At 53.4% G+C, this 23,039-nt stretch carries 20 protein-coding genes; 13 read left to right on the forward strand and 7 right to left on the reverse strand.

Annotated elements, in window-relative coordinates:
* Positions 1–22: 22 nt before the first annotated feature.
* A complete protein-coding gene (locus ACP7IZ_RS09555; protein ID WP_426848911.1) occupies positions 23–811 on the forward strand; it encodes a YfdX family protein in 789 nt (262 codons plus the stop codon).
* Positions 812–869: 58 nt separating this feature from the next.
* Here ACP7IZ_RS09555 and ccmB read toward each other — a convergent pair whose 3' ends face one another.
* Both ccmB and ccmA read right to left on the reverse strand, forming a co-directional pair.
* The gene (gene ccmB, locus ACP7IZ_RS09560; RefSeq protein ID WP_006115092.1) at positions 870–1,538 is read right to left on the reverse strand and encodes a heme exporter protein CcmB; all 669 of its coding nucleotides are present in this window, start codon (positions 1,536–1,538) and stop codon (positions 870–872) included.
* Entirely contained in the window at positions 1,535–2,281 is a 747-nt protein-coding gene (gene ccmA / locus ACP7IZ_RS09565; protein ID WP_426848913.1) for a heme ABC exporter ATP-binding protein CcmA, read from the reverse strand. Before ccmA ends, ccmB begins: the two co-directional genes overlap by 4 nt.
* A gap of 191 nt (positions 2,282–2,472) precedes the next feature.
* Between ccmA and acnA the strand changes: the two genes are divergently transcribed.
* The 4 genes from acnA (at position 2,473) to ACP7IZ_RS09585 (ending at position 8,674) form a co-directional block, all read left to right on the forward strand.
* Positions 2,473–5,166 carry an aconitate hydratase AcnA gene (gene acnA, locus ACP7IZ_RS09570; RefSeq protein WP_035352276.1) on the forward strand — a complete coding sequence of 898 codons (2,694 nt, stop codon included), beginning with the start codon at positions 2,473–2,475 and terminating at the stop codon, positions 5,164–5,166.
* 64 nt (positions 5,167–5,230) lie between these two features.
* Positions 5,231–5,992: an amino acid ABC transporter ATP-binding protein gene (locus ACP7IZ_RS09575; protein ID WP_426848915.1), complete on the forward strand. Its 762-nt coding sequence runs from the start codon at positions 5,231–5,233 to the stop codon at positions 5,990–5,992.
* Complete coding sequence (locus ACP7IZ_RS09580; RefSeq protein WP_426848917.1) at positions 5,989–7,548, forward strand: ABC transporter substrate-binding protein/permease; 1,560 nt, start codon at positions 5,989–5,991, stop codon at positions 7,546–7,548. Before ACP7IZ_RS09575 ends, ACP7IZ_RS09580 begins: the two co-directional genes overlap by 4 nt.
* A gap of 175 nt (positions 7,549–7,723) precedes the next feature.
* Positions 7,724–8,674, forward strand: coding sequence for a LysR family transcriptional regulator (locus tag ACP7IZ_RS09585; RefSeq protein WP_426848918.1), 951 nt, complete (start codon positions 7,724–7,726; stop codon positions 8,672–8,674).
* Between the two features lie 6 nt (positions 8,675–8,680).
* On the opposite strand, the gene ACP7IZ_RS09590 is transcribed toward ACP7IZ_RS09585, so the two are convergent.
* From ACP7IZ_RS09590 to ACP7IZ_RS09600, 3 genes are read right to left on the reverse strand one after another with little or no spacing between them, the layout of a single operon-like run.
* Positions 8,681–9,649, reverse strand: a complete 969-nt coding sequence (locus ACP7IZ_RS09590) for a hypothetical protein (RefSeq protein ID WP_426848919.1) — start codon at positions 9,647–9,649, stop codon at positions 8,681–8,683.
* A 43-nt stretch (positions 9,650–9,692) separates the two neighbouring features.
* Positions 9,693–10,976: an AAA family ATPase gene (locus ACP7IZ_RS09595; protein ID WP_426848920.1), complete on the reverse strand. Its 1,284-nt coding sequence runs from the start codon at positions 10,974–10,976 to the stop codon at positions 9,693–9,695.
* The gene (locus tag ACP7IZ_RS09600; protein ID WP_426848921.1) at positions 10,973–11,569 is read right to left on the reverse strand and encodes a hypothetical protein; all 597 of its coding nucleotides are present in this window, start codon (positions 11,567–11,569) and stop codon (positions 10,973–10,975) included. The genes ACP7IZ_RS09595 and ACP7IZ_RS09600 overlap by 4 nt, the downstream gene beginning before the upstream one ends.
* Positions 11,570–11,802: 233 nt before the next feature.
* On the opposite strand from ACP7IZ_RS09600, the gene rimP reads away from it, so the two are divergent.
* The 5 genes from rimP to rbfA are packed head-to-tail and all read left to right on the forward strand — an operon-like array spanning position 11,803 to position 17,774.
* Positions 11,803–12,408 (forward strand): ribosome maturation factor RimP, encoded by a 606-nt coding sequence (gene rimP, locus ACP7IZ_RS09605; protein ID WP_426848922.1) that lies wholly within the window; start codon positions 11,803–11,805, stop codon positions 12,406–12,408.
* A 30-nt stretch (positions 12,409–12,438) separates the two neighbouring features.
* On the forward strand, positions 12,439–13,983 hold the full coding sequence (nusA, locus tag ACP7IZ_RS09610) for a transcription termination factor NusA (protein WP_003624601.1): 1,545 nt from the start codon (positions 12,439–12,441) through the stop codon (positions 13,981–13,983).
* 13 nt (positions 13,984–13,996) lie between these two features.
* Positions 13,997–14,647, forward strand: coding sequence for an RNA-binding protein (locus tag ACP7IZ_RS09615; RefSeq protein WP_035352270.1), 651 nt, complete (start codon positions 13,997–13,999; stop codon positions 14,645–14,647).
* On the forward strand, positions 14,644–17,313 hold the full coding sequence (gene infB / locus ACP7IZ_RS09620; protein WP_426848923.1) for a translation initiation factor IF-2: 2,670 nt from the start codon (positions 14,644–14,646) through the stop codon (positions 17,311–17,313). Before ACP7IZ_RS09615 ends, infB begins: the two co-directional genes overlap by 4 nt.
* Positions 17,310–17,774: a 30S ribosome-binding factor RbfA gene (rbfA, locus tag ACP7IZ_RS09625; protein WP_006115082.1), complete on the forward strand. Its 465-nt coding sequence runs from the start codon at positions 17,310–17,312 to the stop codon at positions 17,772–17,774. Before infB ends, rbfA begins: the two co-directional genes overlap by 4 nt.
* 4 nt (positions 17,775–17,778) lie before the next feature.
* Here rbfA and ACP7IZ_RS09630 read toward each other — a convergent pair whose 3' ends face one another.
* On the reverse strand, positions 17,779–18,231 hold the full coding sequence (locus ACP7IZ_RS09630; RefSeq protein WP_006115081.1) for an Lrp/AsnC family transcriptional regulator: 453 nt from the start codon (positions 18,229–18,231) through the stop codon (positions 17,779–17,781).
* 128 nt (positions 18,232–18,359) lie between these two features.
* On the opposite strand from ACP7IZ_RS09630, the gene alr reads away from it, so the two are divergent.
* The 3 genes from alr to ACP7IZ_RS09645 all read left to right on the forward strand — a co-directional run bounded on the left by alr (position 18,360) and on the right by ACP7IZ_RS09645 (position 22,577).
* A complete protein-coding gene (alr, locus tag ACP7IZ_RS09635; protein ID WP_426848925.1) occupies positions 18,360–19,505 on the forward strand; it encodes an alanine racemase in 1,146 nt (381 codons plus the stop codon).
* Between the two features lie 30 nt (positions 19,506–19,535).
* Entirely contained in the window at positions 19,536–20,795 is a 1,260-nt protein-coding gene (locus ACP7IZ_RS09640) for a D-amino acid dehydrogenase (RefSeq protein ID WP_426848926.1), read from the forward strand.
* Between the two features lie 249 nt (positions 20,796–21,044).
* Positions 21,045–22,577, forward strand: coding sequence for a glucoamylase family protein (locus tag ACP7IZ_RS09645; protein WP_426848927.1), 1,533 nt, complete (start codon positions 21,045–21,047; stop codon positions 22,575–22,577).
* Positions 22,578–22,627: 50 nt separating this feature from the next.
* Here ACP7IZ_RS09645 and ACP7IZ_RS09650 read toward each other — a convergent pair whose 3' ends face one another.
* The gene (locus ACP7IZ_RS09650; protein WP_006115077.1) at positions 22,628–23,020 is read right to left on the reverse strand and encodes a VOC family protein; all 393 of its coding nucleotides are present in this window, start codon (positions 23,018–23,020) and stop codon (positions 22,628–22,630) included.
* Positions 23,021–23,039 lie beyond the last annotated feature (19 nt).

Raw genomic sequence — 23,039 nt, forward strand, 5'->3', positions numbered from 1 at the left:
GTGTTTGCCTGCCTTTGCTTTCGTGCTTTCTCGCTCAACAATCAGAACGCAAACAAGGCCATTATGGATGGCGTTCAGAAAGGGAGAAATCATGAAGAAAACGGGTATGCTGTTGGGCGCTCTACTGGCAGCAACAACGGCTGTTGCGCCAGCATGGGCACAGCAGCAGGCAGCATCTACGGCCGCTGTGCCTGCAACAAATGCTGCAACAGCGGCAGCAACGCAGGATTTCGGCCGCCTTTCAGACGATGGGAACACAGCGTTTGAAGAACTGATGCTGGCACGCCGCGCCATTTTTGATGGTGACCTTAAAGGGGCTAAAACCCTGATTACAAGCGCACAGCAGGCATTGGATCGGGCACGGGCCGATAATACCGCTTTCCAGAAAGCAGAAGCTGAACTGATGCCGGTGAAAACCAAGCAGGCTCAGACAGCTAAAAAAGGCACGGGCAGCACTACGCCTGTGGCTTGGTTGCCGATTGATGGCGAACTGGTTCTGGATGAAACAGTTGAACCCACAACAGAAAAAAGCGCAGCTGTTGCCGCGGCTAACCGCCACCTGCGTGCAGGTGACCCGGACCGCGCTTCTGAAGTGCTAAAAGTTTCTGGTGTGGATGCAGATTACGTTATTGCTGCTGTGCCGCTGGAACAGACACGGCAGGACGTGGACCACGCTGCACAGTTCATCAAGAACGATCCGTACAAGGCAAGTGAAGCCCTGCGTGATGCGGAAAATTCTGTGCGCTATGCCTCTGTTGATATTCAGGCTGTCAGCCATCAGCAGACGACATCTGGCAATACATCTAAGTAATTTTGCCAAATATGCTGCTGTTATGGCCCTTTGAATAGGCCATAACAGCAGATGCGTATTATTCTGCAGCTGCTCTCAGCCCAGCACCGGCTGCCAGCGGGCAGAGTGGGAGAGCCCCCACCACAAAAGCTGCTAGAAGTTCCAAATCTGGCTGCCAAGGCAGGCCGGTTGATGCGGCATCAATAGCCGCAGCCCCAAAAATTAGCGCAGGTGTTGCCAAAGGCAGCGTAAGCAGTGGTAGCAGCACACCACCGCGTCGTGCGCCCAGCACAATAGATGCGCCCATCCCTCCAATCAGAGATAACACAACGGACCCAAGGAAAAGCCCGGCCAAAAGCACAGGCAAGGCAGAAGCTGGCAAGCCCAGCATGGTGGCCAATGGCACGGCGGCCAAAAGCAGGGGAATGCCTGTGGTCAACCAGTGTGCGGTTATTTTGGCTAAGGCTACAAGGGAAGCCGGAACGCCCAGAAGTAGGAGCTGATCCAGTGATCCATCTTCAAGCTCCGCACCAAATAGCCGATCTAGTGGCAGAAGAGCAGCCAGCAGGGCGCAAACCCAGATAATGCCGGGCGCCATATGGCGCAGCAATTCTGGGGATGGGCCAAGAGCAAGCGGGAACAGGGTGGCCGTAACGATAAAGAAGAGAATGGCCCCCATTGTGTCTGCCCCATGCCGGAGGGCAAGGCGGAGGTCACGCCCAACAATGGCCCAGAACAGCCCGATCATGCGTCATCTTCCTGCTGGTAAAAGGTGGAAGCAGCCGAATCGCCCGCGCCCGGCAATGTAAGGGGCTGCACGTTTTCTAGCGGTAAGGGCACATGTGTGGTGGCAATGACCAACCCACCTTGTTGCCTATGTGCTGTAAGGGCTTGTCCTAACAGGGTAATGGCATTGGCATCCAAGCCAAGGCTAGGTTCATCCAGCAGCCATAAAGGTGCATTGGCCAGCAAAACACGCGCAAGCGCCGTGCGCCGCTTCTGTCCAGCAGAAAGTAGGCGGGCTGGCAGATTGGCAAGTGGCAGCAGGTCCATGGCCTCAAGGGCCGCCTGCATGTCGCCTTGGCCTGCACGTGCGAATAATGCGAGGTTTTCGGTTACGGTCAGCCCCGGCTTGAGCGCATCCTGATGTCCCAGATAGGCCACTTTGCTGGCATGGGCAGCGCGATCTGCAAAAACCGATTCGCCATGCCAGAGCAACTGGCCGGAATCGGGTTTGCGTAGGCCCGCCAGAACGCGCAGCAAAGTGGACTTTCCTGCACCATTAGGGCCGGTTAGCAGCATGGCGGCTCCGGCTTCCATCTGAAAGCTGACACCGTCCAGTACCAGTCTTTCCCCACGGAAAACACAAAGATCCTCAGCATAAAGTGCCGGAAATGCACCAGTTACAGGCCTGGTTGGGGCAGGTTGCCCGGCAGGGAAAGGACTGTCGGCGATAACACTTCTCCTTATTGTTACCGTGCAAGGCCGCAAAAGCCGGGGTGCTCGCGTTCTCGTGGTCGCTCCCCGCCTTGTGCCTTTTCCAACTGCCGGTATGTTCTAGGCCCAACGGGATATCAAGCCGGTTGCCCGGCAGATCAGGCAGGCACTCGGCGCCGAATGGCATGTTTACGGTGTCCTGAACGCATCACCAGCCATCGGCTGTGATCGGGGAGAGAGCGATTATGAAAACGGTTGGGCACGATAAGCTAAAGACAGGCCGCACCCTTGAGGTTGACGGCAAGACCTACCATTATTTTTCCATTCCCGAAGCGGCAAAAACCATTGGCGACGTAAGCCGCCTGCCGGTTTCGCTGAAGGTTCTTCTGGAAAATATTCTGCGGTTTGAAGATGGGCGCTCCTACAATGTAGATGACGCCAAGGCCATTGCAGGCTGGTTGCCAAAAGGCAGCAGCAGCAAGGAAGTGCCTTTCAAGCCTTCACGCATTCTGATGCAGGACTTCACCGGCGTGCCGGGTGTGGTGGATCTTGCAGCCATGCGCGACGGGATTGTGAGCCTGAAGGGGGACCCGCAGAAGGTGAACCCAATGGTTCCGGTCAACCTTGTGATCGACCATTCCGTGATGGTGGACTATGCAGGCACAAAAGAAGCGCTGCAGGAAAACATCACCCTGGAATTTGAACGCAACGCAGAACGTTATGCCTTTCTGCGCTGGGGCCAGGAAGCCTTCGAAAACTTCTCTGTTGTGCCGCCAGATACGGGCATCTGCCATCAGGTGAACCTGGAATACATTGCCCAGGTGGCATGGACCGCCAATGTTGGTGGTAAGGAATACGTTTACCCGGATTCCCTTTACGGCACAGACAGTCACACTACCATGATCAACGGTCTGGGTGTGCTGGGCTGGGGTGTGGGTGGTATTGAGGCTGAAGCCGCAATGCTGGGCCAGCCCATTGCCATGCTGATCCCGGATGTGATCGGCTTTAAACTGACAGGCAAGCTGCCAGAAGGCGCAACAGCTACCGATCTGGTGCTGACAGTTACCCAGATGCTGCGCAAAAAAGGCGTGGTTGGTAAGTTTGTTGAATTCTTTGGCCCGGCACTGGACCATCTGCCGGTTGCTGACCGTTCAACCATTGCCAACATGGCTCCGGAATATGGTGCAACTTGCGGGTTCTTCCCGGTTGATGCGCTTACGCTGGACTTCCTGCGTCAGACTGGCCGTGATGAACATCGCATTAAGCTGGTTGAAGAATACCTGCGTGCACAGGGTATGTTCCGCACGCACGAAACACCCGAACCCGTCTTTACGGATGTTCTGGAACTGGATCTCAGCACGGTTGTGCCGTCTCTGGCTGGCCCCAAGCGTCCGCAGGACCGCGTGGAGCTGAAAAGCGCCAAAACCGCGTTTGAAAAAGAACTGACCAGCTCTTTGGGTGTGGCCGCCAACGATGCCAATAAAAAGGTGCCGGTTGCCGGAACAAACTATGATCTGGGGCAGGGCGATATTGTTATTGCCGCCATTACCTCGTGCACCAACACATCCAATCCGGCTGTGCTGATTGCGGCTGGTCTGGTTGCCCGTAAAGCACGCGCTCTGGGCCTGAAGCCTAAGCCTTGGGTGAAAACCTCTCTGGCTCCGGGGTCTCAGGTTGTTACGGATTACCTGAACCGTTCTGGCCTCACGACAGATCTGGATGCCATGGGCTTCAATACCGTTGGGTATGGTTGCACCACCTGTATTGGTAACTCCGGTCCGCTGCCTTCCCACATTGTGGATGCGATTGAAAACAACGACTTGGTTGCTGTTTCTGTCCTGTCTGGCAATCGTAACTTTGAAGGCCGTATTTCCCCCAACGTTCGGGCCAACTATCTGGCAAGCCCGCCGCTGGTGGTTGCATATTCCCTTCTGGGCACCATGCGGCAAGATATTACAACGGAACAGCTGGGCACATCCAAGGATGGCAAGCCGGTTTACCTGAAGGATATCTGGCCCACCAATAAGGAAATTGCAGACCTTATTGCTTCTGCCATCAGCCGTGACGAGTTTATCAACCGTTACAAGAACGTGTCTAAGGGCACAAAGGAATGGCAGGGCCTGAAGGTTGCTACGGGTTCTGAAACCTATAAGTGGGATCCAAAATCTACCTACGTGCAGGATCCGCCGTACTTCAAGCATATGGACGTTGAGCCTAAAGCTCCCGGCAATATCGAAGGTGCGCGTATTCTGGCCCTGCTGGGTGATAACATCACGACCGACCATATCTCTCCGGCTGGTTCCATTAAAAAGGATTCACCGGCTGGTCGTTACCTGATGGAACACGGGGTTGAACCGAAAGACTTCAACTCTTACGGCTCCCGTCGTGGGAATGACCGCGTGATGGTGCGTGGTACTTTTGCCAACATCCGTATCAAAAACGAAATGTTGCCGGGTACGGAAGGTGGATATTCCAAGCACTTCCCAGATGGGAAGGAAGGCGCCATTTACGATGTGGCCATGGAATATAAAAAGGAACACACCCCGCTGGTGGTCATCGGTGGCAAGGAATACGGCATGGGTTCTTCCCGTGACTGGGCCGCAAAAGGCACCCTGCTGCTGGGCGTAAAAGCTGTTATTGCTGAAAGCTTTGAGCGTATCCACCGTTCCAACCTTGTGGGCATGGGCGTTCTGCCGCTGGTGTTCAAGGATGGCACAACCCGTAAGACCCTTGGTCTGAAGGGTGATGAAGTGATCAGCATCAAGGGTGTTGATAAACTTTCGCCGCGCATGGATGTAATTATGACAATTACAAGAAATGACGGCTCCACGCAGGAAGTACCACTGCTTTGCCGTGTCGATACTCTAGACGAAGTCGAGTATTATAGGCATGGTGGCATCCTTCAGTACGTCTTGCGAGGGATGACGAAAGCTGCCTGAGAACCATTTCGTTCAAGGTGAACGTCGAGATGCCGACCCGGTACGCACCGGGTCGGCGTTTTCTGTGGAAGACCCAGTCGTTTTGAGTGCGGAACATCTGCACAAAAATTTCGGCGAGGGGGATGTCCTGTGTGGTGTATCCATGCAGGTGCGAAAGGGTGAGCTGGTTTCTATTATTGGCCCATCCGGTTGCGGAAAATCCACTTTTCTACGGTGTTTGAATTTTCTGGAAATTCCCGATAGCGGTAAGATAACCGCCATGGGGGTGACCATAGAGCGCAAAGATGCCGTCTGGCGTCGCGCAGATGAGCATATGGCACACCGCTTGCGCACCCATGTGGGCATGGTGTTCCAGAGCTTTAACCTGTTTCCCCATCTTACAGTTCTGGACAATGTTCTGCTGGCCCCCCGCGTGGTTAAGGGTGAGGGCGGAGAAGTTGAGCGCGCCGAGGCCATGGCTCTGCTGGAAAAAGTAGGGCTGGCACGCGTGGCGCAACGCTACCCAGTTTCGCTTTCTGGCGGGCAGCAGCAGCGTGCCGCCATTGCACGCGCCTTGGCCATGCGGCCCGAAATTATGCTGTATGATGAACCCACATCAGCGCTGGACCCGATTGTTGCGGAAGAAGTGCTGGGGGTGATGCGCACCCTTGATGATGAAGGGATGACGCAGATTATCGTCACCCACGATATGCGCTTTGCCCAGGTGGCATCGGATACCATTGTCTATATGGATGGCGGCCACATTATTGAATCTGGCCCGCCGGAGGTTCTGTGTGTGAACCCGGCCCATGAACAGACACGTCGCTTTTTGAGGACACTTCTGTGAAACAGAACGCACAGCACTGCCCGCCACGCCTTTGGGGTTTGTTTTTGCGCTGTGTTTGTCTGCTGCTGGCCGTAAGTTGGCTGGGTGCTGGCGCGCATGTGGCACACGCACAGGAAGAAAAGCCGATCCGCTGGGCTGCGGATGCTTCATCAGACGTGCCCTATACCTTCCATGATCTGAAAGATCAGGACAAGCTGACCGGGTTTGAATACGACCTGATGCAGGAGCTGGGCAAGCACATGGGTGCGCCGCTTCAGTTCGTGCAGAATGATTGGGATGGTCTTATTCCCGGCTTGCAGCGTGGCCTGTATGAAATGGTCATCTGTGGCATTGAAATGACAGATGAGCATGCCGAAGGTATTGATTTTTCAAACCCATATTACATCACATCCGAACGGATTGTGGTGCGGCGCAATGGCCCGCAACTTAAAAACCTCGCGGATCTGAATGGCCATGCCATTGGCACAATCAAGGATACGCAAGCTGAGCGTATCCTGACCGAAAACGCCAAGGTTCAGCTTCGGACGTATGATGAAGAAACCGATGCGTTCATGGATCTGGCAAATGGCCGCACGGATGCCATTCTGATTGATGGCCCCATTGCCAAATATTACGGTGATACCAACCCAGCCTTGCAGGTGGTGGGTGAGCCCATTGGCCGTGTAGAATATGGCATAGCTTTTGCCAAAGGGCAGAATGTAGCCCTGCGTGCAAAGGTGAATGCCGCGCTGGCAACCATGCAGCATGATGGCACGCTCCATCGTGTATTGCTGCGGTGGGATCTGTGGACGCCAGAAATGGCGCAGTTCACCAATGATCACACCACGCTTAACGTTACGCCTGCGGCGTGGAACGCATATGTAGCGGAACTGGAAGGTAAGGGCGGCTGGCGCATTAAGCTGGACCGCTATGTTGGATTTCTGCCGCAGTTGGCAAAAGCCGCATGGCTGACTTTGCTGGTTTCTTTGTGTGCGATGGTGCTGGCGGTTGGAGCGGGCTTGGCGTTGGCGCTTTTGCGCCTGTACGGTCCTACACCGCTGCGCTGGTTGGCGACCACATACGTGGAAGTGGTGCGCGGCACCCCATTGCTGATTCAGGTTCTGTTCATTTTCTACGGCCTGCCTGAATTTGGCATCAGCCTCACCCCCTTTCTGGCCGGTGTTGTCAGCTTGGGTATGAACTATGCGGCGTATGAGGCCGAAAACTATCGCGCAGGCCTGCAATCTGTGGCGCATGGGCAGATGGAAGCTGCTTTGGCTCTGAATATGACGCACGCTCAGGCATTGCGTTACGTGGTTGTGCCGCAGGCCTTCCGTCTGGTTATGCCTGTTATGACCAACGACTTTATTTCGTTGTTGAAAGATTCGTCACTGGTCAGCGTGATCACGCTGACAGAATTGACCCAGACTTACATCCGTCTGTCTTCTTCCTATTTCGACTATTTCGGAACAGGGCTGATGGTAGGCGCAGCTTATCTGTTGCTGGGGCTGCCTTTTGTGCGTCTGGCACGTATGGCAGAAAAAAAGCTGGCACAACCGCATATGCGGCGCCGGTAAAACCTGTTTGGGATATCTGTTCCGTCATGCAAGACAAATGCAAGTGCATCTGTCACATGGCGGAATAGAGCCTGACGGATGTTGTGCGACCTGCCAGCTTGTTCCAAAATTGCCGATAAATCAGGAATACGCGCAACATTAGATACACTTCTTGCTGGTAAGGAGTTGTAATGTAATGTCCGCGTGTTCACAGGAACAGTGCTGGACTTCAATGGATCTTCTTTCCGCGCTTCACAGCTTTGTTCGCGTTGCGGCTACAGGCTCGTTTTCTGCCGTCTCGCGTGAGACAGGTGTTAGTCAGCCCACAATTTCCCGCCATATTGCGTTGTTAGAGGCGCATTATGGTACAACTTTGTTTGCGCGCACCACGCGCAGCCTTACCATGACGGAAGATGGCAGAAGCCTTCTTCCTCATGCTTATGAAGTGCTGGAAATTCTGGAAACGGCAGAAACAGTGCTGGGGCGCCGTCGTGCTTCTGTATCTGGTCTGGTGCGCCTGGGGGTAACCACAGCTTTTGGATTGTGTCTGACACGGCGGATAGGGGAGTTGCTAGAAAGGCACCCTGATCTGGCCATTGAAGTTGTCATGCGCGATGCATTTGGTGATCTGGTAGAAGAAGGGCTGGATCTGGCTGTGCGTGTAGGGGACATAGCCGAGGGTTCTCTTATTGCCCGTAAACTGGGCGTTGTGCGCAAATGGTTGGTGGCCGCGCCATCTTGCCTGGCCCGCTGTGGCACGCCAACGCACCCGCGTGATCTGCCTGAATATCCGGGAGTCGTATATAATTACGGCTCTAGCAGGTTGGATTGGAATTTTGAGCGGGATGGTGAAGAAAGCGTAATTGCACCATCAGCTGTTTTCCGTGCCAATAGCAGTGAAGCTGTGTTGTATGCGGTGGAATCTGGATTGGGCATTGGCCTGTTGCCAGAGTTTCAGGTGCGTGAGGCTGTTGCCGATGGCCGGCTTACTCGCCTGTTTGCAGATTGGAATATTCCTTCCCTGCCATTCTATGCTGTGCATACTGGCCCGCGTACACTCCCCCTGCGTACCCGGACAGTTCTGGATTTTCTGATAGAAGTTTCCGCAGATCTCTTGCGGGAAGGTAAGATGCATCAGGCCGTTTAACGGTTTTTAACCGTGGAACGCCGGATCTGCCGATACAGTTGTGGGCAGGGCAGTATCCGGTAGCTTGCTGTCAAACCCTTGGCGTAGATAAGGGCTCCATCCGCGTAGCCATGCGTTGGTGCGGCGGACAAAGTCTGACACAGCAGACGAATCGGACATACCTGCGCGAGACCAGTTTTCTGGCGCACCAGGTACGGTTTTGCTGCCGGCTTCTGCCGGACTTGTCAGCATGTGAACACTCATGAAATCCACACCCGGGCCGGATTTGCTTTTTTCAATCCGATTCCAACCGGCATCCACCAGAACGGGGGGCAGATCAAAGCCCATACCTGTCAGGCGCTGCACAGCAGGGGGAATAAACATGGGGCTTCCCAGTAAAGCCTGTAATGCGGGGTTGGATGTCAGAAAAACGTTATTCACTACTCGAATAGGGGATGTCATCCAGCATTCTGTGTGCGTGCCATCTTGCGGGAGGGCTTCTGACATAAAGTTAAAGTTGCTGTGGCATTCATCCTGCACAAGCTGCGTATCTGTAATGGGCAGGGATTGTGTGGTGGCCTGAGCAATCAGTAAGCCTGTTACAATGCCTTGTTCGGAACGCACATAAAGGGATGTTAGAATTTCTCCGTGTGCAACATCATCCTGATAATTCAGGAGTGGGTGCCATTTACCAGCAGGTAAGGGGAGCTGGCGGCCCGCAAAAGAAAGCGTGCCTTCAAATTGTGCATCCATAGGGGGCGCGGAAACGGTGCGCCGATCTTCATCCGGTCGAAGTGCATCTTCCGACGAATCGGCAGAAGATGCACCAGCAGGCAGCATATGGCTGATTTTGGATGTAAGTTTTGCATAAGCCGGCAAGCGTGAAGTTAGCCAAGGGGCAGGAAACATCACGGAAAACACACTGCATGCGCCAGCGGTAAACAGCGCTACACGCCAAACAGGAGCGCGTTGCCACAATCGGGTAAAAGCAGACATGCAGAACAGCCTTGTGCCGGAATAATAAACAGTAAAGGGCCGCTTATGGGATCAGGCGCGCATGAATGCCATCGCCTTCATCCGTGCGGTTGTCCGCCACTTTTGCAACAACTGCACCATCATCTTCCTTTACCAGCCGCACCATATTGGCACCCTGTTGGCGGGCTACAATCAGGGATTCGCTGATCATATCTTCAATCGAACGCACCAGATCTCGGGCAGAGGCAGCATCTCCCATGCGGCTCTGGCGGCGCATAACGTCCATCAGCAGAGTGGCATCAATACCGCCGGTTTCCACTTTAAGCCCGTAGCTTTCAATCATGGTTTCAATTTCCAGCGCGGCCACGCGGGCGATATCCAGCCCCTGTAGCGGACGGAAGATAAAGATACGATCCAACCGGTTTAGAACTTCCGGCGCAAACCCAGCCTGACGCAAGGCTTCTACCGATTCGGCGCGCATACGGTCTGGGTCATCATGTAGGCGGTCTGCAATTTCTGTCAGCGCATCTGTTGCAATGTTGGATGTCAGCACAAAAATTGCGCGCACGGTAGAAATCTGTTGCCCGGTAGAGGCCTCGGTAATGTGTCCATCGTTCCATGCTGTCAGGAACTTTTTGAACACATCCGGATGTGCTTTTTCAATTTCGTCCAGAAGCACAACGGCATCCGGTTTTTCCTTCAGGCCGCCAGTCAGCTTTCCGTAAGTGTCTGAACCCACATAACCTTTGGGGGAACCAAATAGCTGGGTTGCCGCGTGGGGGCTGCTCATCTGTGTCATATCAAAATGCAGCAGGGGGCGTTCAAGCTGGCGGGCAAGTTGTTTGGCCAGATAGGTTTTGCCTGTGCCCGGAGGCCCTGCCAGCAGAAAAATGCCTACTGGTTTACCGCGTACCTGCAAGGCAAGGCGGCGGCGCAACTGCACAGCCACATCCTCGCATACCTGGTCCTGCCCAATAACGCGGGCGCGCAGGTTGGCTGCCAGTTCTTCCGCATCAATGGTGGTTTCACGCTGCTCGCGCGCCATCATTTCTTCCAGTGCGGCGCGGTTGGTCAGTCTGGCAAGAACGTCCATGATGAATCCCCGTCGGCGTAAAAGCCCTTTGCGCGCCAGCTTCTCGGCGCGTGTTTCAAACAGCAGCCCCGCTACTGTAAGTATAATGCCACTTACGGCCAAAATCGGCCATGCTGGTGCGCACCACTGCAAAACATGCGTAATGGAATGCAGGGAAAGATGCAGGCTGAGGGCAATCTGTATGCTGGCAAGCACCAGAAAGATCACCATCATCAACGGCATCAGCCGGTTTAGGGCGGGTAACAGTCCCTTCATTGCGCAATCACCGTTAGTGGCAGAGTATCCCCTTTATACATAATCGGCAGTGTTTGTGGGCCAAATACCGTAATGGCACCGCTCCCAATACCAGCAGGCCCGGGGTCTGATGTCGGTATGATATCAACATTGCCACTGATCGTAATGGGCAGAATGACGGTTTGCGGGGTGGGGGACAAATGCACTGTATGGTGCCACGGCCCACAAATAAGCGTAATTGTGCCACCTGCGCCTGTGGCATCGTAAACAGGCATAGCTACTAAGCGAATGTCTCGCCGTTTGATACCTGCCAGAATATCTGCCTGTTCCTGTTCCGTATAATCGGATTTGGCAAGCGCTTGAGCAGCTTTTTGCGAGGCAATTAGCGTAAGGGGGATTCCCATACGGTTGGCGCTGTTATCATGATCTTGCGTATTGTTTTCTGCCGCAGGGGCAGCGGTATTTCCGTGCCCACCGCCCATAAAGTGCACGCCAGCTCCGGCCATGATAACGCATGTGGCCAGCCCAATCAGAGCCATACGCACGCCAGAAGGTTTGTCTGCTGCCTGTGGCTGCGGTTGTGGCTTCCATGCGGGTTCTGGCTCTTTGTGCATATTGAAAGGTCAGCCCTTGCAGTGTGGAGGATGGCAAATATGTCGCAATAGGGTTAATAAAAGCATGTCCGGCGTGCCCTGCAATGTGCAATTTGCATCCAGCCCGTAAAATTGTTTTTTATAAAGGGCAAAGATTTGCATGGCGGGCAGTAGCTTTATTCTACCCTTGCGGTTTCACTCCACATCCCTTACATAAAGAGCCATCCTTCTCAATTTGTTTTACGTTTCGGGGGGTGGCCTTGACGGCCGCCTTTTTTGCATTGGATACAGACCTTTCTACTCACTCTGGCCTAGAAGCCCGCGTTGCTGCGCTGATAGCCCCTGCCGTTGAGGATATGGGTTATGAGATTGTGCGTGTTGCTGTGCTGGGGCGTGAGCGTCCGACCGTGCAGATCATGGCAGACCGCAAAGATGGTTCCCTGATTAATGTGGAAGATTGTGAACGGATCAGCCACGCGGTAGGTGCCGTGCTGGATGTTGAAGACCCCATTCCCGGGGCGTGGACGCTGGAAGTTTCCTCTGCCGGAATAGATCGGCCCCTTACCCGTGCGAAGGACTGGAACCGCTTTGCCGGGCACCAGGCCAAGGCAGAAGTTCTGCTGCCGGTAAATGGGCGCCGCCGCTTTTCTGGTACGGTTCTGGGGTCTGATGGAACTGTTGCGCGGATGCGTCTGGATGATGGCACGGAAGTTGCCTTGCCGCTGGAAGAACTCCGGCGTGCACGGCTGGTGCTGACAGATGCTCTGATTGAAGCTAGTGCCCGTATGGTGCAATCTGCGCCCGGCACTGATCCCGCCCAGAAGAATGACAACGATTCTTCCGGGCCCAAGGTGCATTGATAAAGCTGCCTGTTTTGGAGAGCTGAGAGTATGGATACCTCTGTTTCCCGTCCTGAACTTTTGCTGGTTGCAGACGCTGTCTCGCGCGAGAAAGGTATCGAGCGTGAAGAAGTGCTGGAAGCCATGGAACAGGCGATCCAGAAAGCCGGACGCGCCAAATATGGGCACGAAAAGGACATTCGTGCCACCATCGACCGCAAGACAGGCGATGTACGCCTGTCCCGCTGGACGGAAGTGGTGGATGAAGTGGAAAATGAAGATACGCAGATTGCGCTCTCCATTGCCCGTAAGTTTCGCCCAGAAATTCAGGCAGGCGAATACCTGATTGATCCGCTGCCCCCGATTGATTTTGGGCGTATTGCCGCGCAAACCGCCAAGCAGGTGATTGTGCAGCGCGTGCGTGAATATGAACGCAAGCGCCAGTATAACGAATTCAAGGATCGCGTAGGTGAAATTGTAAACGGCACCGTTAAGCGGACCGAATACGGGAACCTGCTGGTTGAAATTGGTTCGGCAGAAGCGCTGCTGCGGCGCGATGAGTTGATCCCGCGTGAAACGTTCCGTAACTCGGACCGCGTGCGCGCCTATATCTACGATGTACGTGATGAGCCGCGTGGGCCGCAGATTTTCCTTTCCCGCACGCATCCGGCCTTTTTGGCCAAACTGTTTGCGCAGGAAGTGCCAGAAATTTACGATGGCATTATTGAAATTAAAGCCGTTGCGCGTGACCCTGGTTCTCGCGCCAAAATGGCCGTGATTTCTCGTGATGCGTCTATCGATCCTGTTGGGGCTTGCGTTGGTATGCGCGGTTCCCGTGTGCAGGCCGTTGTGGCCGAACTACAGGGCGAAAAGATTGATATCATCCCGTGGAGCCCGCAGGCCGCTACTTTTGTAGTGAATGCGCTGGCACCTGCTGAAGTCAGCAAGGTGGTGATGGATGAAGAAGCCGGTCGCGTAGAAGTGGTTGTGCCGGATGAGCAGCTTTCTTTGGCTATTGGTCGCCGTGGGCAGAATGTCCGTCTGGCCAGCCAGCTGACGCGTTGGGATATTGATATTCTGACCGAAGCGGAAGAATCCGAACGCCGTCAGGAAGAGTTCCGCCGTCGGACAGCGCTGTTTGTTGAAGCGCTGGATGTGGATGACGTCATTGCAGGTCTACTGGTCACAGAAGGCTTCCATTCCATCGAAGAACTGGCTTTTGCAGATCCAGATGAGCTGATTGGCATTGAAGGATTTGACGAGTCGGTCGTTCAGGAGCTGGTTCAGCGTGCTGAATCTTACCTCGTTCAGCAGGAACAAAAGCTGGATGATCGGCGGAAAGAGCTAGGTGTTGTGGACGATATTGCCGATATGGGCGTGTTTACAAACCAGATGCTTGTGACATTGGGTGAAAAGGGTGTAAAAACCTTAGACGACCTTGCAGATCTGGCCGGTGATGAGCTGGTTGAGATCTTGGGCACCGATGCCATTGAGGAAGATGCCGCCAATGAAATCATCATGGCAGCACGTGCTCATTGGTTTGAGGATGAAAATCAGCAGCCTTCCGATACCAAGGAAGGTGAGGCCAACGCCTGAGGCCTGATATAAAGTGGGTGGTGATTTCTTGCCAGAAACAGAAGAGAAAGGCAGCCTTCGGAGGTGCGCGGTAACGCGTGAAGAAGGCGAACCTTCTTTAATGATCCGGTTTGTGATTTCACCATCTGGTGAAGTGGTGCCTGATCTAGATGCACGTCTGCCGGGGCGGGGAATATGGTTGAGCCCCCGCCGGGATGTGATAGAACAGGCGCGTGTTCGGGGCGTTTTTTCACGTGCCGCACGCCAACAGGTTAAGGTGCCGGAAGATATAGTAGCCCGTGTAGAAACAGGACTGCTCCGGCGGATGAGTGAACTTGTAGGGCTGGCTCGCAGAGCTGGTCAGGCTACAAGTGGATTTATGAAGGTGCGGGAATGGCTGGTGCAGCGTAAAGCTGCCATTGTTGTTCATGCACTGGATGGAAGCAGGGAAGAGCGGGAGAGGCTGGTTTCCGGCCAACGCGATATTCCTGTCGTTGAGGCGTTGTCATCTGAAGATCTGGCAAAGATTTTTGGGCGGGAACGAGTGGTGAACGTGGCGCTTTCAGCCGGTGGGCTGGCACAGCGCTTACGTTGTGAGAATAAGCGTTTTACGGGGGTTGCTGAAGGCGGCCCTCGCATGCCCCGGACCTTTCCGGCGCATGGGTGTGAACAGGCGGGTCAATGAGCGAAGGCAAGGATCAGGATCAGGGTAAGGGGCGTTTGTCCCTTCGGCCGGCAGGGCGTTCGGAGGTCGGACGGACGGTTGATGCCGGGTCCGTGCGGCAGAGTTTCAGTCATGGCCGTTCCAAGGTTGTGCAGGTTGAAGTGCGCAAAAAACGTGGTGCCGGCCCGGGTGGTTCTGGCGGACGTGCCGGTGGAGCGCGCGGTGGCGGTCGTACGCTAACAGCCGCTGAACTGGCCATGCGTCAGCGTGTGCTGGCGGAACAGAAAAAAGCAGCGGAAGAAGCCGCCCGGCGTGAAGCCGAGCAGCGCGAAGCTGAAAAAATCCGTATTCTTTCGGCTGCTGAAGAAGCGCGCCGTAAGGAAGAGGAAGACAAGCGCGCGGCTGAAGAAGCCGAAGCAGCAAAGGCTGCTGCTGAAGAGGATGAGCGCAAATCGCGCATTGATTCCATTCAGCCTATCGCCGTGAAAGAACCAGTTGTTTCGGCTGTGCCCATTCCGGGTGAAGTCACACTGGCTCCGCCGGTTGGGCGCCTGCGTCCATTGGCTGAACGTGCGATTATGCCAGCCAAGCCGCTGAAGCCTGTTCCCTCACGCTCTCAGCCTGCTGAAGCTAAGGAAAAAGAACCAGCGGCTGCGCAAACACTGCGTCTGCGTAGTGGCCGTGACATGGAAAGTGATGATGCGCCGCGCCGTGGTGCATCTCGCAAGGCACCTCCTGGCAACCATCGTAAAAGTGGTGGTGGGCGTAAGTCCGATGTCGGTGGTGGCCGTCGTGCAGGCCGTATTGACGTGCAGGCCGCGATTGAAGGTGATGACGATAAGACGCGGTCACTCGCATCTGTCCGTCGTCAGCGCGAACGTGAACGCCGTCAGGCTGAACTGGAACGTTTGCGTTCCGATCAGGTGAAGGTTGTGCGTGATGTGGTTCTGCCGGAAAACATTACCGTGCAGGAACTGGCAAACCGTATGGCTGCCCGTCAGGGTGAAGTTATCAAAGCGCTGATGAAAATGGGCGTGATGGCAACTGTTACCCAGACGATTGATGCAGATACAGCTGAACTGATTGTTGAAGAATTCGGCCACCGCGTGCGCCGTGTTTCTGAAGCAGACGTTGAACTGGGGATTGAAGGTGTGGAAGACGCACCAGAAGCTCTGCGTCCGCGTCCGCCAGTTGTTACAATCATGGGTCACGTTGACCACGGTAAGACATCACTGCTGGATGCTCTGCGCACAACAGACGTTGCGGGTGGAGAAGCAGGCGGTATTACCCAGCATATTGGGGCTTATCAGGTTACTCTGCCTTCCGGCTCCAAGATCACATTCTTGGATACCCCGGGCCATGAAGCCTTTACGGCTATGCGTGCTCGTGGTGCATCCATTACGGACGTAGTGGTGCTGGTTGTGGCGGCTGATGATGGTGTTATGCCTCAGACGGTTGAAGCCATTAAGCACGCTAAGGCTGCAAACGTGCCGATGATTGTTGCTATCAACAAGATCGACAAGCCAGGTGCTAAACCTGATCGGGTGCGTCAGGAACTTCTGAGCCACGAAATTGTGGTGGAATCCATGGGCGGTGACGTTCAGGATATCGAAGTTTCCGCTCTTAAGCGCACTGGTCTGGACAAGCTGGAAGAAGCTATTCTTCTGCAGGCAGAAATTCTGGAGCTGAAGGCAAACCCGGATCGGGCTGCTGAAGGTGCCGTTATTGAAAGCCGTCTGGATCGTGGTCGCGGTTCTGTTGCTTCTGTGCTGGTGCAAAAAGGTACGCTGCATAAAGGCGATATCGTGGTTGCTGGCACCGAATGGGGCCGGGTGCGTGCTCTGCTGGATGATCGTGGCCGCCAGGTTACGGATGCAGGGCCTTCCATGCCGGTTGAAGTGCTGGGTCTTTCTGGTGTGCCATCTGCCGGTGCTCCGTTCGTGGTGGTTGAAAACGAAAACCGCGCACGTGAGATTTCCGAGTTCCGTCAGCGTAAGCTGAAAGAACATCAGGTGGCTGGTCAGGTTGCTGCACGTGGCACGTTGGATCAGATGCTAGCCCGTATTCAGGCGGGTGATCAGAAAGAAGTTTCTGTTCTGATCAAGGCAGACGTTCAGGGTTCTGCGGAAGCTATTCAGACAACCGTGCTCAAGCTGGCAAATGAAGAAGTGGGCGTTCGCGTTCTTAATGCTTCTGTCGGTCAGATCACGGAAAGCGATGTGCAGCTTGGCAAGGCATCGGATGCAGTGATTATTGCATTCAATGTGCGTGCTACAGCGCAGGCGCGCCAACTGGCGCAGCGCGAAGGTGTGGATATCCGCTACTATTCCATCATCTATCAGGTTGCTGATGATGTGGAACAGCTTGTGCGCGGTAAGCAGGCACCTAAGCATCGTGAAAAGTTCCTTGGCTATGCCGAAATCCGCCGTGTGTTCGAAATCAGCAAGGTGGGCAAAGTGGCTGGCTGTTACGTTACAGAAGGCGTTGTCAAACGTGGCTGTGGCGTGCGTCTGCTGCGTGATGGCGTAGTGGTTCATGAAGGTGATTTGAGCCAGCTCAAGCGCTTCAAGGACGATGTGAAGGAAGTCAGCAAAGGTTACGAATGTGGCCTTTCCTTTGCAGGCTACAATGATCTGCGCGAAGGCGACGTGGTGGAATGCTTTGAAAGTGAGCTGGTTCCAGCATGAGCCGTAAGAACGGATCAGGCAGTAAAGTAGCAGGGCCGGCGGGGTATCTCGCCGGTCTTGCTCCATCTGGCCCCTCTCAGCGTCAGTTGCGGGTAGGGGAAGAAGTGCGGCGTGTGCTGGCTGAAGTTTTTGCACGCACCACGTTTCGTGATCCGGATCTGGTAGATGTTGCCCTTACGGTAACAGAGGTACGGCTTTCTCCAGATTTTCGTCACGCAACGGTCTTTATTACCCGTTTGGGGCGTAGTGATGTTGCTGAGCTTCTGCCTGCTTTAAAACGGGTGGCTCCGTGGTTAAGAACACAGCTTGCGCATAAAATACGTGCGCGTACTGTGCCAGAGCTTCATTTCCAGCCAGATACAGCGCTGGATACGGCTATGCATATGGATACACTGCTGCGCTCACCCGAAGTGCAGCGTGATTTGGGTGCTTCATCAGAAGATGAAGAGCCGGAAGACTAATTCTTCAGTTACATTTGCCCTGCTGCACAACGGGGCGAATGGCAAAATTGCTTTGAATACGCACAACACCCGGCATGCGGGATAATTCCTCTTTGTGGATACGTTCGTAATCCTGCATGTCTCGGGCTTCTACGCGCAGTAGATAGTCGGCATCACCTGTCATCAGGTAACACTCCTTAACATCTGCACATTCCTTGATACGGCTTTCAAAACGCCGAAGGCATTCTTCTGTCTGCTTCTCCAGCGTGATCTGCACAATAATCGTGGCAACTGCCGGGCTTTTTTGCCGGGTAATAAGGGCGCGGTAGCCTTGTATGGTGCCCTGTTGTTCAAGCATGCGTACTCGGCGTAGGCAAGCAGAGGGTGAAAGACCCACTTTTTCAGCCAGTTCAGCATTGCTTAGGCGGCCATTATGTTCAAGGTGCCGTAAAATAGCTTCTGTTACACGGTCTGGCATAATCTGCCTTTTGTGGGCTGATATTGAAATTTTATTCTAAAATACAGGAAAAATAATATATTCTGCAACACACAGACAGGATATCTTATAAAATACCTGTTAAAATTCTGGAATCGAAACAAATAAGGGTGGCGGTTGTGAATACTGTTTCGTCCTCAGCTAGAACACTGTGGCCAGCATCTCGCGCTGGGGCAGTTCTTACGGTAAATCTATCCGCCATTGCTGAAAATTACCGTTACCTTAAGGGTCGATTAGGCAAAACAGTTTGTGCCGCAGTGGTTAAAGCGGATGCCTATGGTCTGGGTGTTGCGCAGGTGGCTCCTGTTTTGGAAAAAGCGGGTGCAGAACATTTTTTTGTTGCACACGTAGATGAAGGGCTTGCTCTTAGGCCCTATTTATCTCCCACAACGTCGGTAACGGTGTTGCATGGCCCTCGGCCAGATGCAGCTGAAATTTGTGTGCGCAATAATTTGCGGCCTGTTCTGAATAGTTTAGAACAAGTCGCTGTTTTACGAGAGCTGGCGGCTAAAATAGATAAGCCGCTGGATGTGGCCATTCAGCTTGATACGGGCATGTCTCGTTTTGGTCTTTCAGAGGCTGATATCCATAAACTGGCAGTATCTCCAGAACTTCTGGAAGGTTTATCCGTCAGCTTGGTGATGAGCCATCTTGCTTGCGCAGATACCCCAAAAAACCCAGCAAATACCATGCAGCGTGAACGGTTTGAGGCATATGCGCGTATGCTGCCCAAAGCGGCTTTAAGCCTTTCTGCCTCATCTGGCATTTTTCTGGGGCCGCAGTTTCAGTTTGATCTCGTGCGCCCCGGTGCGGCTTTGTATGGCGTGGCACCACAAAATGAGGGTGAGAACCCACTTAAGCCAGTGGTTGGCCTGCAAGCCCATATTCTGCAAATTCGTCATTTATCCAAAGGGGATCGGGTAGGTTACGGGCTGACATGGCAAGCTCATGGTCCGTGCCGTGTTGCCACCATTGCAACTGGTTACGCAGATGGCTTTGCCCGAGCTGGGGCTGCGGCTGGCTGTGCTTGGTATAAAGGGTATCGGCTGCCAATTCTGGGCCGCATTTCTATGGATTCCATGACTGTTGATCTTTCTGAAGTGCCCGAAGGGTTGCTGGAGGAAGATAGCATGGTGGAACTTTTAAACGCGTCTTACGGCGTGGATGCTGTAGCCAAAGCAGAAGGCACAATTGGTTACGAAGTACTGACATCTCTGGGGCGGCGTTATCACCGTGTTTACACAACGGCCGCCTGAACAGTTTACCCAACAGAAAGATAAGCAGAAATGAAAATTCTGGTTCTGGGAAGTGGTGTTGTAGGGGTTACCTCTGCCTGGTATTTGGCCAAGGCAGGGCATGAGGTTACAGTGGTGGACCGCCAGCCAGAAGCTGGTATGGAAACCAGTTTTGCTAATGCGGGGCAGGTTTCCCCCGGTTATTCTGCGCCATGGGCGGGACCGGGCGTGCCGCTAAAATCCATTAGCTGGTTGATGATGAAGTATCGGCCATTTGTATTTTGGCCAATGCCAGACCCGCATTTGTGGAAATGGCTTTTCCAGATGTTGGAAAACTGTACAGCTGCTGCGTATGATCGCAATAAGGGCCGTATGGTCCGGTTGGCAGAATATAGCCGTGATGTGATGCAGGATTTACGATCCAGCACAGGCATTACGTATGATGACCGTCAGCAAGGCACGCTACAGGTTTTTAGAACCCAGAAACAGCTTGATGCAACAGCCAAGGATATTGCTGTTCTTAAACAATACAATGTGCCCTACGAACTTTTGGATGTAGAAGGCTGCGTGGCTGCCGAACCAGGTTTAGCCGCATCTCGCCAAAAGATTGTTGGTGGTTTGCGTTTGCCGGGTGATGAAACCGGAGATGCCTTTAAGTTCACGCAGCGTTTGGCCAGCATGGCGCAGGAAGCAGGCGTGAAGTTTCTGTACGATACGGTTGTGCGCCGCATTCGCTCAGAAAGTGGGCGTGTTACGGGTGTAGAAACGTCTCACGGCGTATTAACGGCAGATTCCTATGTGCTGTCATTAGGCAGTTTTTCTCCCGCACTTCTACGGCCTTTGGGGATTGATCTTCCGGTCTATCCTGTAAAAGGTTATTCTTTAACAGCATCTATTCAAAATGCAGATGCTGCGCCGGTTTCTACTATTATGGATGAAACATTCAAAATTGGTATTACCCGGCTGGGAGACAGAGTGCGTATTGGGGGCACTGCGGAATTGGCTGGTTTTAGCCGCCGTTTACGGAAACCGCGGCGTGAAACGCTGGAACATTCCGTAACAGATTTGTTTCCCGGATGTTGCGATGTAGAGCAGGCGCTTTTCTGGACAGGGCTGCGCCCAATGACTCCAGACGGCACCCCTGTTATCGGGCGCACAGGCTTGGATAATCTGTTCCTGAACACTGGGCACGGTACGTTAGGGTGGACTATGGCATGTGGGTCTGGCAAAGTTTTGGCGGATCTTATGTCTAACAAAAAGCCAGATATTGATACGGCTGATTTGAATATCTTCCGTTATCGTCAGTCATAATTTCATTATCAGAAATTGTTTTTAGGTGCGGGCGGAAAGTGCTTTATGCGTTTTCCGCTTGTGCGCACCGCAAAAAATCTATCCTAAAAAACATTGTTTTTGCATGCTCTGTGTTTCATGCTCGCGTTTGTGGGAACTTTACACAGTTGCTGGAATGTTTTCATGCGTCTTGCATACAAGCCGTGGCAGTGCGGTTTTGTAACGTAATGGTCGGGGCGGTTTGGGGTAACAATCGGATTTTTGGCGGTTATGAAAACAAAGTGCGTGCCTGATGTATGGAAAAGTAAAAAGCCGGATCTTTCTGAAAAAAGAAAATCTTTTCTAAAAACAGGAGCTTTGCTCCTTGCCGGAAGCCTCTTTCTTGGTGTTGCCAGTATCAGTGAGCCGGCCTATGCGCTTGCACCTTCTGTGCAGGCACCACAGGCTTATGTTCCCACACCGGCTGATGTGGCTATGGTATCGGATCTGGAACAACGTACATTCCAGTGGTTTTGGGATTCAGCAGATCCAGCTACGGGGCTTATTCCAGATCGCTATCCATCAGATCAAAAGCAGGATAGTGTTGCTTCCGTAGGCTTTGGCCTAACTGCTTATGGTATTGGTGTTAAGCGCCATTATATTTCGCGGCAGCAGGCTGTAGAACGTACGCTTACAACGCTGCGCTATATGTGGAAACTACCGCAAAATGAGAGTGCGGATAAAGCCTCTGGTTATCACGGGTTTTTTTATCATTTTCTGGATAACCGCACAGGCTTGCGTCTGAATCCGGATATTGAACTTTCCAGTATTGATACCGCATTATTAATGCAGGGTGTTCTGTTCTGTCGTAATTTTTATACGCAGGATACAACGCAGGAAAAAGAAATTCGCCAGCTTTCAGACCAACTTTTTAATCGGGTGGACTGGCAGTGGATGGAACGTCCGGACCATCGGTTGAGCATGGGGTGGTCACCCGAGCATGGCTTCCTCCCCAATTATTGGGAAGGGTACAGCGAAGGGATGATGCTGTATATTCTTGCTTTAGGTGCCCCAGAACATGGCTTGCAGCCTGCTTCTTGGCAAGCGTGGTTGGCAACAAATGATAAACGATGGGGCGAGGAATACGGGCAGACATTCCTGAATTTTGCGCCGTTGTTTGGGCATCAGTATTCCCACGCATGGATAGATTTCCGTGGCATTCAGGATAATTGGATTAGCAGCAAGGGCATTGATTATTTTGAAAACAGCCGGCGCGCTGTGTACGCACAACGTAATTATGCTGTGTCTAACCCCGGTAAATGGCAGGGATACGATGCCAATACATGGGGCCTGACAGCCAGTGATGGCCCCGGCGATGTAACCAAAACAGAAAACGGGCAAACGCGCCATTTTCTGTCTTACAGTGCACGCGGTGTTGGGCGTGATTATACGCAGGATGATGGCACCATTGCCCCAACGGCCGCCGGTGGTTCTGTTGCCTTTGCGCCAGAAATTGCTATTCCAGCGCTACGCACCATGAAAAGCAAATACGGAAACCATATTTATGGCAAGTATGGTTTTGCAGATTCGTTCAATCCCAGTTTTCATGATGAAAAGCAGGATTACTGGGCGGATAATACTTACCTGGGTATCGACCAAGGGCCTATTTTGCTGATGGTGGAAAACTGGCGGAGTGGCCTTGTGTGGGACACAATGCGGCAAAGCACCGTTATTCGCCGCGGCCTGCTTCAAGCTGGTTTTCATGGCGGGTGGCTGCAACAGGTTGCGCAACAGCCTTCATCAGTTGTGCGCCGTAAAGGCTGAAAATAACAGGCTTCCCTCTTTTATAACTTTTAAGAGGGAAGCCATTTTTTTTAACCTTGGTAAGATGCAATTTCGATAAGATTTTCATCCGGATCATGGCAGTAAACGGATGTAATAGGGCCTAATGCACCCAAGCGTGCCACGGGGCCTTCTACAATGGTCACACCGCAGGTTTTCAGGTGTTCGCAAACATCTTCACTGGTAATGGCAGTTACAAAACATAAATCGTTTCCACCGGGCAGGGCGTGGGTGGCAGTTTCCCACCCTTCGGCGTTGTAAGGGCGCAGATTAAGTTTTTGCCCCCCAAAACGTAACGCCGTGCGATTGTTACGGCCATATTCTTCCCGATCCATCCCCAGCACGCGCTGGAACCATGAGGCGGAAATTTCTACATCCCTTACGGTCAGCACCACATGGTCTAACCGATCTACTGTAAAACGCATGAACCCGCATCGCTCCCTT

Origin of the sequence: Acetobacter sp. AAB5 (assembly GCF_050106715.1) — a bacterium.
In the GTDB taxonomy this organism is placed as follows: Bacteria; Pseudomonadota; Alphaproteobacteria; order Acetobacterales; family Acetobacteraceae; genus Acetobacter; species Acetobacter oryzifermentans.